Annotated in this window: 7 protein-coding genes; 1 reads left to right on the top strand and 6 read right to left on the bottom strand. The window is 67.0% G+C overall.

The features are described 5' to 3' along the window. Positions 1-43 precede the first annotated feature (43 nt). From otsA to DBV14_RS29815, 4 genes are all read right to left on the bottom strand, one after another. Positions 44-1,429 carry an alpha,alpha-trehalose-phosphate synthase (UDP-forming) gene (otsA, locus tag DBV14_RS29830; protein ID WP_124464990.1) on the bottom strand — a complete coding sequence of 462 codons (1,386 nt, stop codon included), beginning with the start codon at positions 1,427-1,429 and terminating at the stop codon, positions 44-46. Beyond that, complete coding sequence (locus DBV14_RS29825; protein ID WP_124464988.1) at positions 1,426-3,348, bottom strand: glycoside hydrolase family 15 protein; 1,923 nt, start codon at positions 3,346-3,348, stop codon at positions 1,426-1,428. The genes otsA and DBV14_RS29825 overlap by 4 nt, the downstream gene beginning before the upstream one ends. After that, a complete protein-coding gene (gene otsB, locus DBV14_RS29820) occupies positions 3,345-4,163 on the bottom strand; it encodes a trehalose-phosphatase (protein ID WP_124464986.1) in 819 nt (272 codons plus the stop codon). Before otsB ends, DBV14_RS29825 begins: the two co-directional genes overlap by 4 nt. 76 nt (positions 4,164-4,239) lie before the next feature. Then, a complete protein-coding gene (locus DBV14_RS29815; RefSeq protein ID WP_124464984.1) occupies positions 4,240-5,406 on the bottom strand; it encodes a multifunctional CCA addition/repair protein in 1,167 nt (388 codons plus the stop codon). A gap of 160 nt (positions 5,407-5,566) precedes the next feature. Between DBV14_RS29815 and DBV14_RS29810 the strand changes: the two genes are divergently transcribed. Next, entirely contained in the window at positions 5,567-6,292 is a 726-nt protein-coding gene (locus tag DBV14_RS29810) for an OmpW family protein (protein ID WP_124464982.1), read from the top strand. A gap of 66 nt (positions 6,293-6,358) precedes the next feature. Here the strand turns inward: DBV14_RS29810 and DBV14_RS29805 are convergent, their stop codons facing one another. Together DBV14_RS29805 and DBV14_RS29800 are read right to left on the bottom strand one after the other, a co-directional pair. Beyond that, positions 6,359-7,042 carry a glutathione S-transferase family protein gene (locus DBV14_RS29805; RefSeq protein WP_124464980.1) on the bottom strand — a complete coding sequence of 228 codons (684 nt, stop codon included), beginning with the start codon at positions 7,040-7,042 and terminating at the stop codon, positions 6,359-6,361. A 101-nt stretch (positions 7,043-7,143) separates the two neighbouring features. Continuing rightward, positions 7,144-7,713 carry an MgtC/SapB family protein gene (locus DBV14_RS29800; RefSeq protein WP_124464978.1) on the bottom strand — a complete coding sequence of 190 codons (570 nt, stop codon included), beginning with the start codon at positions 7,711-7,713 and terminating at the stop codon, positions 7,144-7,146. Positions 7,714-7,771: the final 58 nt, after the last annotated feature.

Raw genomic sequence — 7,771 nt, 5'->3', positions numbered from 1 at the left:
ACGCACAAAGAATGCACCCGCCTTAAACAGCAGCGCCAAAAGCTCAGCGTTCGCTCGCAGCCTCACGCAGCGCATCCAGAAAGCTGCGTCGCCACCAGTGAATGTCGTGTTCGCGAATGCGTGACAGCAACTTCTGGTGCCGCTCGCGCCGCTCTTCCAGTGGCATCTGCAACGCCTGCTGTACCGTTTCCGCCGTGCCGTGCGTGTCGTACGGGTTCACCAGCAGCGCTTCCTTCAACTGCTCCGCCGCACCCGCGAAGCGTGACAACACCAGCACCCCCGGGTCGGCCGGATCTTGTGCCGCGATGTATTCCTTGGCCACCAGGTTCATGCCGTCGCGCAACGGCGTCACCAACCCCACTGCCGCCGCGCGGCACAGCCCCGGTACCCGCTTGCGCGCCACCATGCGGTGGATGTAGCGCACCGGCATCCAGTCCAGCTCGCCGTAGTCGCCGTTGATCGCGCCACACAGCGATTCCAGCTCGCGCCGGATGTCGCCATACGCGTCCACCGTCTCGCGCGTCGGCGAGGCGATCTGGATCAGCGTCGCGCTGCGCCGGTTCTCGGGGTAGTTGGCCAGCAGCTCGCGGAAGGCACGCACACGCTGCGGAATGCCTTTTGAATAATCGAGCCGGTCGATGCCCAGCAGCAGCCGGCGGCTCGAGTACTCGCGCTTCATCGTCTCGTACATGTCGCGCGATTCCTTCGCGTGCGTCAGCGCCGCGAACTCGTCCACGTCGATGCCGATCGGGAACGCGCCGCAGCGCACCGTCTGCCCGTAGGCGCGGTACATGTCGTTGCCCAGGTACTCGCCATGGGCCTCGTTGCGCACGTAGTGCTCGAAGTGCTGCACGTCCTGCTGCGCCTGGAAGCCGATCAGGTCGTACGAGAACAGCGAGCGCATCAGCCATTCATGCTGCGGAATGGCCGCGATGATGATCTGCGGCGGCAACGGAATGTGCAGGAAGAAACCGATGCGCTGCTTGCAGCCCATGGCGCGCAGCTCGGCGGCCAGCGGCATCAGGTGGTAGTCGTGGATCCAGATGATGTCGTCGTCTTTCAGCAGCGGCAGCAGCTTGCGCGCGAACAGCTGGTTCACGCGCCGGTAGCCACCGATGAAGCCGGCATCGAAATGCGCCAGGTCAAGACGGTTGTGGAACACCGGCCACAGCACGTCGTTGCTGTAGCCCAGGTAGTAGCTGTCGTGGTCTTCGCGGCTCAGATCGAGCGTGGCCAGGGTCACCTTGCCGGCCTGCTGCTTGTGCAGCTCGCCCTCGCCGGTGGGGCCGCCTTCGATGATCTGGCCGCTCCAGCCGAACCACAGGCCGCCGCTTTGCTGCAGGCTTTCGCCCAGCGCCACGGCCAGGCCGCCAGCGGCCGGCTTGCGCGGATCGGCCACGCGGTTGGAAATGACGACGAGCCGGCTCATATGCACGAATCCCAGGGGGCGGATAAACGCACGGCCGCGTTGATGATGCCGACCATCGAATAGGTCTGCGGAAAGTTGCCCCACATCTCGCCCGTGACCGGGTGCGTGTCTTCCGACAGCAGGCCCAGCGGATTGCGCGCCGCCAGCATGGTCTCGAAGATTTGCCGCGCCTCGGCCTTGCGGCCGATCTTGGCGAGCGCGTCGATGCGCCAGAAGGTGCAGATGTTGAAGGCCGTCTCGGGCTTGCCGAAGTCGTCGGCGGCCTCGTAGCGGCGCATGTAGGGGCCATCGCAAAGCGACTTTTCCATGGCGTCCACGGTGGAGATGAAGCGCGGGTCGCGTGCGTCGATGAGGCCCACTTCGACCATCAGCAGGATGCTGGCGTCGAGCTCGTGGCCGCCGAAGCTTTCGGCAAAGGCCTGGCGTTCTTCGCACCACGACTTGGCCAGAATTTCTTCTTTCATGCGCGCGGCATGGCCGTGCCAGTAGGCGGCGCGCTCGGGCAGTTCCAGCCGGCGCGCGATCTTGGCCAGGCGGTCGCAGGCGGCCCAGCTCATCAGGGCCGAGCTGGTGTGCACGCGGGCGCGCGTGCGCAGCTCCCACATGCCGGCGTCGGGCGTGCCGTAGACGCGCACCGCCTGCTCGCCGACAGCCTCCAGGTGCGGAAACTCCGCCAGGCCCGCGCGGCTCAGCAACCGGTGGTCATGAAAAGCCTGTGCCGCGCCGAGCACGATGTTGCCGTACACGTCGTGCTGGAAATGCTCCTGCGCCTGGTTGCCCACGCGCACCGGGCCCATGCCGCGGTAACCGGGCAGGCCTTCGACAAAAGACTCGGGCAGCTCGCGCTCCAGCCCGATGCCGTACAGCGGCTGGATGTGCTCGCCGTGCGAGCCGATCACCACATTGCCGAGCCAGCGCAGGTAGTCTTCCATGGTGCCGACTTCGCTCAGTGAATTGAGCGCTCGCACCACGAAGAAGGCGTCGCGCAGCCAGCAGTAGCGGTAGTCCCAGTTGCGCTGGCTGCCCGGCGCCTCGGGGATGCTGGTGGTCATGGCGGCCACGATGGCGCCGGTGTCTTCGTACAGCGAGAGCTTGAGCGTGATGGCCGCGCGGATCACCGCGTCCTGGTACTCGAAGGGAATGGCCAGCCGCTTGCTCCAGGTGCGCCAGTAGGCAATGGTCTCCTGCTCGAACTTGCGCGCCGTGTCGGCAATGCCGTCGAGCAGCGTTTCGTCCACGCCGAACATGAAGTTGTATTCGCGCGAGATCACGAAGGGCTGGCGCGCCAGGATGTGCGAGATCGAAGCGTCGGTGTTCAGGCGCAGCGTGACGTCGGGCCCCACGTAGCGGATGTGGTTGCTGCCGCGCGTGACTTCGATCGGTGCCGAGGCGCCCCACTGGAAACGCGGATCGAGCGACACGCGGATGCGCGGCGCGCCGGCAATCGGCCGCACGCGGCGCACCATCATCAGCGGGCGGAAGTAGCGCGAGCGGCTGTAGAAGCGCGGCGCGAAGTCGGTGATCTCGATGCCCTGGCCCGTGCTGTCGAACAGCTGCGTGCGCAGCACGGCCGTGTTCGGTTCGTACCACTGCTTGGCCTCGGCGAAGTCCTCGATGTCGATGCTCCAGGCGCCGGCCTCTTCGCCGGGATGCAGCAGCGCGTTGAACACCGGGTCGCCGTCGAAGCGCGGCAGGCAGCACCACACGGCGCGGCCGCGAGCGTCGATGAGTGCGCTGTAGGCGCAGTTGCCGATGATGCCGACATTGAGTGAAGGCTCGGCCGGCGGCGCGAAGCCGCGCGTGCCGGGGGCCGTGGCGGCCGTTGCATCGACCGGTGCGCGGTCGTCGGGTCCGGCCGCGCCGGCCAGTGCTTCGTCGGCACGGTCTTCGGGGGCTTTCGACAGTTGTTGTTCGCTCATCCGGGGTTCCTCGGTGGTTCTTCTTTGGCGCTGGCGGAAGCGGGAGTAGGAGTGGGGTTGGGTGCGGCCAGCAGGTCGCGTGCCTGCACCAGCCATTCGTAGACGGCGCGCGGCGATTCCAGGCGATGCAGCGCCAGGCTGGGCCCGGAGCCCACCTTGATGGCGATGCCGCCGCGCGGCTGCACCAGCGCAAAGCCGCTCTCGTCGGTGGTGTCGTCGCCCGCGAAGACCGGCGTGCGGCCCACAAACGGCGCCTCGCTCATGAAGGCGTCGATGGCAATGCCCTTGTTGACGCCCGCGGGCTTGACCTCGAACACGAACTTGCCGTGCATGAGCTCGAGCGCCGGGTGCCCTTCGATGGCACGCGTCATGGCGTCGCGGCACACGGCTTCGAGCTGCGGCGCGAGCCGGTAGTGCAGCGCGATGGCGGCATGCTTGCGCTCGACCAGCAGGCCTTCGTGCACGCGCGCGAGTTCGTTGGCGATGTCGAGGATGGGCACCAGGTCGGGCGCGCGCTGCTCCTGCATGTGGCCGGTGGCATCGCGGCGCTGCACGCCGTGCTCGCCGGCCGCGGGCAGCCGCAGCGGCGCCAGGAAGCGGTCGATCGAATCGATCTGCCGGCCCGACACCACGGCCAGTGCGCCGCCCAGCAGGTCGCTCAGGTCACTCAGCAGGGAGACGAGGGCAGGGGGAATCTCGATGGCCTCGGGGGTGGGCGCGAGCCCGACCAGCGTGCCGTCGAAGTCGAGAAAAAGGGCGGTGTCCCGGCCCAGCGGAGGAGGCAACTGGTCGTTGCTGTCGAAGGACTTTGGCATTGGGAAAAACCATAACACGGGCTGCGCGCCGTGCGTGTCGGCCAAAGCCGAAGGTGTTTCGCGGCCGTTGCCGCCTTCAGGCCGGCAGCGAAGCAGCGACGGCGTCGACGCGGGCCCGATGGATCGCCTCGCCGATCTGCGGACCCATGGCGCCCGCCTGCTGGGCCTGGCGTGCCACGGCGTCGGTGGCGACGCCGGCCGCGGTCGCCAGCACCGCGAGCAGGCGCGCGCGCTGCGGGTAGGGCGCATCGTCTTCGGCACCGGGCTGGCTGCGCGCCACGCATTCGCAGGCCAGCAGTGCCTCGGCAAAGCGCGCGGGCTTGCGAAAGGCGTCGCAGCGCTCCAGCAAGCGCACCAGCAGCGCCGCGTCGAGTTCGCCGCTACGGTCGATGTGGCCGTGCTCGCGCGCCACCACCTCGGCCAGTTCGCGGATGTCCACCGGCACGCGCCAGCGGTCGCGGGTCTTTTCCATCAGCGCGGCATGCCGGTCGAGGTCGTGCATCAGGCAGGCGAAGCGCACGGCCAACGACGCTTGCAGCCCGGCGGCCGTGTCGATGGTCCGCATGCGCTGCGCGCCGGCATCGACCTCGGGCGCCAGCACGGCCAGCGCGCCGCAGTCGTTCAACACATCGAACATGCGCGACGGCCGTGTTTCCATCAGGCCGCGCGACAGCTCCTGCCAGACGCGCTCGGGCACCAGCGCATCGACTTCGCCGGCAGCGACCATCTCGCGCATCAGCGCCATCGTCTCGGGCGCCACCGTGAAGTCGTCGAAGCGCGCGGCAAAGCGCGCCACGCGCAGGATGCGCACCGGGTCTTCGCGGAAGGCGTCGGTCACGTGGCGCAGCACCCTGTCGCGCAGGTCGCGCCGGCCGTGGAAGGGGTCGGCCAGTTTTTCGGGGTCAGGTTCGAATTGGCCGTCGGCACCTACACATTCGGCCGGCAGCGCGATGGCATTGACGGTCAGGTCGCGGCGCGCCAGGTCCTGTTCGAGCGTGACGTCGGGCGAGGCATGCACGGTGAAGCCGCGGTAGCCGGGCGCGCTCTTGCGCTCGGTGCGGGCCAGCGCGTATTCCTCTCGCGTCTCGGGGTGCAAGAACACCGGAAAGTCGCGCCCCACGGGCAGGTAGCCACGGGCCACCATTTCTTCGGGCGTGGCCCCCACCACCAGCCAGTCGTGGTCGGAAACAGGGCGTGCCAGCAGCCTGTCGCGCAGTGCACCGCCAACGAGAAAAATTTTCATGAGTGCAGTGTAGGGATACTCCCCAGCTACAAAATAGAACGACCGTTCGATAATCGCCGGCACAGACCGGGCCATCGTTCGTCAAACGCTCGAATGCCAGAGCCAAACACCGGCCCGGCCTGCGAGCAGGGGATTTTTCAACCAAAGGAGCATTCACATCATGAAGAAAACAATGTTTGCGCTGGCGGCTCTGGGTGCCTTGGCGTCCGGCAGTGCGTTTGCGCAACAGGCAGGCGACTGGGTGGTCGGCGCGGGCTGGTTCCATCTGGCGCCACAGGACTCGAGCAAGCCACTGACGCTGACCGCGCCGGTGCAGAGCGTGGTCGCGGGCTCGGGCGCCAGCGTCAAGGATTCGGACACGCTGGGCTTCAACCTGGCCTATTTCATCGACAGCCACTGGGCCGTGGAAGGCGTGCTGGGCATTCCGCCGAAGTTCAAGCTGGAAGGCACCGGCACGCTGGCGCGCGTCGGTGAACTCGGCCAGGCACGCCAGTGGAGCCCGACCATCCTGGGCAAGTACTACTTCAACGAGGGCAACGACGCCTTCCGTCCCTACGTGGGCTTGGGCGCCACGTACGTCTGGTACAGCAACGTGCATCTCACCAACGAGCTGCAGGGCGCGCTTGGAAGCCAGTTGCGCCAGCGTCCGTTCTCGACATCGACCACCGCCAAGCTCGACAGCTCGTTCGCGCCCGTGCTGAATGCCGGTGTCGCCTACCAGTTCGACAAGCACTGGGGCATGTCGTTCTCGGTGTCGTACATCCCGCTGAAGACCAAGGCCAAGCTGACCACGACCTCGGTCAATGGCTTCCCGGTTGCCACCAGCGAAGCCCGGCTGAAGCTGAACCCGATCGTCACCTACCTCGCGGCCACGTACCGGTTCTGACCGGACGCCGTTCTTTCGAAAGCCTTGCCGCCCGGCCGTTGTTGCTACAGCTTTGTAGTTGCTGTTTCAACGCGCCGTGCGGTACGGCTCTTCGAATTGCAGGAAGTCTTTTTCCGCCAGTGCGCCGTCGATCCAGGCCTTGACGCCCGGCAATGCCTGCACCCGCTCGATGTAGGCGGTAATGGCGGCCGGCACCGGCAATCCATAGGTCTTGATGCGCGTGCCGATGGGCGCGAAGTAGGCGTCGGCAATGCCGAACTCGCCGAACAGCATGGGGCCGCCGTGCGCTTCGAGCAGGCCGCTCCACATCTGCACGATGCGCTCCAGGTCGCTGCCCACTTCGGGCTGTTCGCGCAACAGCCTGGCGCCGACCTCCGGCAGCGAAGCCTCGATGTTCATGCCGCAGTGGCCACGCAGGCCACCGAAGCCCGAATGCATTTCGGCGCAGACGCTGCGCGCGCGGGCGCGATCGGCCGCCGCCTTGGGCCAGAGCTGCTTTTCAGGAAAGGTTTCGGCCAGGTACTCGGCAATGGCCAGGGTGTCCCAGACCACCAGGTCGCCATCGACCAGCACCGGCACCTTGGCCACGGGGTTGAGCGGGCCGATGGTGTGCTTGAACTTCGATGTCGCGTCGAAGGAGTCGAAGCGCACCATCACTTCGTCGAAGGCGATGCCGGCCTGCTTCATGAGCACCCAGGGGCGCATGGACCACGACGAGTAATTCTTGTTGCCGATATAGAGCTTGCGCATCAGGGGCCTCCGGTTCGTTGCGACTCAAAGCCCTCGATGCTAGCCCGCCCGCGCGCCGGCATTGATGCCGAACGCGATGGCGATTGATGCACGGGGGCTGCTCAGCGCCCGCGGGTATCTTCGTTGTCCGGCGAGGCGATCACCCGTCGCGGTGCCTTGGCTTCCTGTTCGTCGTTCTTGTCGCCGACCGCGCGTTCGATCAGGCTCACGAGGCGCGGCACCAGCGACAGCACGGCCAGTGCCAGCAACGCACTCAAGAGCGCCGTGGCCTCGCGCCCGAGCCCGCAGGCCATGCCGATGGCTGCGGTCATCCAGAGCCCGGCGGCGGTGGTGAGGCCCTGCACGTGGGATTCGTCCTTGCCCTGCTTGAGGATGGTGCCGGCGCACAGAAAGCCCACGCCGGCGACCAGTCCCTGGATGACGCGGCTCATGTCGGCGGGCACGATGCCGGTCTGCTGCGGAATGAGCACGAACATGGCGGAGCCGATGGCGACGAGCATGTGGGTACGCACCCCGGCCGCCTTGCCTTGCTGTTCGCGCTCGAACCCAAGCACGAAGCCGAGCACGGCGGCGAGGGTGAGGCGCAAGACGATGCGCGTGAGTTGGGCGACGTCGGTCACGTCGGAGAATTCGGACGCGATGGTGTCCAGTACTTCGTCGCGCCAGGTCATTTCGGGTGTTTCGTTTGGAACGCTGCTGTTGGGAGCGGGAGCGGGTGCGGGGTCATTC

This window comes from Variovorax sp. KBW07, assembly GCF_003852515.1.
GTDB lineage: Bacteria > Pseudomonadota > Gammaproteobacteria > Burkholderiales > Burkholderiaceae_C > Variovorax.
Note: the sequence above shows the minus strand (reverse complement) of the source record. Positions and strands in the feature narration are given on the sequence as shown.

Excerpts from the sequence above, each read along its gene's own strand:
- DBV14_RS29800 (WP_124464978.1), bottom strand. The coding sequence starts at position 7,713 with ATGACCTGGCGCGACGAAGTACTGGACACCATCGCGTCCGAATTCTCC.
- otsB (WP_124464986.1), bottom strand. The coding sequence starts at position 4,163 with ATGCCAAAGTCCTTCGACAGCAACGACCAGTTGCCTCCTCCGCTGGGC.
- DBV14_RS29815 (WP_124464984.1), bottom strand. The coding sequence starts at position 5,406 with ATGAAAATTTTTCTCGTTGGCGGTGCACTGCGCGACAGGCTGCTGGCA.
- DBV14_RS29825 (WP_124464988.1), bottom strand. The coding sequence starts at position 3,348 with ATGAGCGAACAACAACTGTCGAAAGCCCCCGAAGACCGTGCCGACGAA.
- DBV14_RS29810 (WP_124464982.1), top strand. The coding sequence starts at position 5,567 with ATGAAGAAAACAATGTTTGCGCTGGCGGCTCTGGGTGCCTTGGCGTCC.
- otsA (WP_124464990.1), bottom strand. The coding sequence starts at position 1,429 with ATGAGCCGGCTCGTCGTCATTTCCAACCGCGTGGCCGATCCGCGCAAG.
- DBV14_RS29805 (WP_124464980.1), bottom strand. The coding sequence starts at position 7,042 with ATGCGCAAGCTCTATATCGGCAACAAGAATTACTCGTCGTGGTCCATG.